Origin of the sequence: Streptomyces omiyaensis (assembly GCF_014650895.1) — a bacterium.
Taxonomy (GTDB): Bacteria; Actinomycetota; Actinomycetes; order Streptomycetales; family Streptomycetaceae; genus Streptomyces; species Streptomyces omiyaensis.
In genome coordinates, this window is the sequence record NZ_BMVV01000013.1 from 1 (window position 1) to 1,086 (window position 1,086).

Sequence of the window (1,086 nt, forward strand, 5' to 3'; positions counted from 1 at the left end):
CGCGCTGCGCGCCCTCCACGGACAGCTGCTCGCCCCGGCGGCGGAGCCCGTACCGGCGCCCCTCCCGGCGGCGGCACCGGCGCCCGCACCCGCACCGGCTCCCGTCCCCGACCCCGCCCCCGCGCCCCCGGTCCGGAGCTCCCTGCCCGCCCGTCTGACCTCCTTCATCGGCCGGGACGGGGAACTCGCCGCGCTCGCCGACGCGTTGGAATCCTCGCGGCTGGTGACCCTGCTCGGGCCCGGCGGTGTCGGCAAGACCCGGCTGGCCCTGGAGGCGGCGGAGGCGTACGCCGGGGAGGGCACCGTGCACTTCGCCGAACTCGCCTCCGTCCGCGAGGAGTCCGAGGTCCCGGGCGCCGTCCTCACCGCGCTCGGCGCCCGCCAGACCATGCTCAGGGGAGCCGACGAGCTCGTCGGCGGTGATCCGCTGTCGCGGTTGGTGGAGCACTGTGCGGGGCGGCGGATGCTGTTGCTGCTGGACAACTGTGAGCACGTGGTGGGGGCCGCGGCGGGGTTGGCGGAGGCGGTGCTGGCGCGGTGTGCGGGGGTGCGGGTGCTGGCGACGAGCCGTGAGGCGCTGGGGGTGCCGGGGGAGCGGGTGCGGCCGTTGGGTCCGTTGTCGCAGGAGATGGGGGTGCGGTTGCTGGCGGAGCGGGGGGCGGCGGCGCGGCCGGGGTTCGAGGTGGCGGGGGACGCGGGGGCGGTGGGGGAGATCGTGCGGCGGCTGGACGGGTTGCCGTTGGCGATCGAGCTGGCGGCGGCGCGGTTGCGGGTGTTGTCGGCGCGGCAGATCGCGGACCGGCTGGACGATCGTTTCCGGTTGTTGAGGTCGGGGGCGCGGACGGTGTTGCCGCGGCAGCAGACGTTGCGGGCGGTGGTGGACTGGTCGTGGGATCTGCTGGAGGGGCCGGAGCGGGCGGTGCTGCGGCGGTTGGCGGTGTTCACGGGCGGGTGTGATCTGGGGGCGGCGGAGGCGGTGTGTGCGGGGCCGGAGGGGGTGGAGGTGCTGGACGTGCTGGGTGCGCTGGTGGACAAGTCGCTGGTGGTGTCGGTGCCGGTGGAGTCGGGGATGCGGTTCCGGTTGCT

1 protein-coding gene is annotated in these 1,086 nt (G+C 76.1%); it reads left to right on the forward strand.

Annotation, left to right across the window (positions count from 1 at the left end):
* Nucleotides 1-4 precede the first annotated feature (4 nt).
* A partial coding sequence (locus IE287_RS21600; protein WP_444545980.1) for an ATP-binding protein occupies nt 5-1,086 on the forward strand: 1,082 nt, incomplete at its 3' end.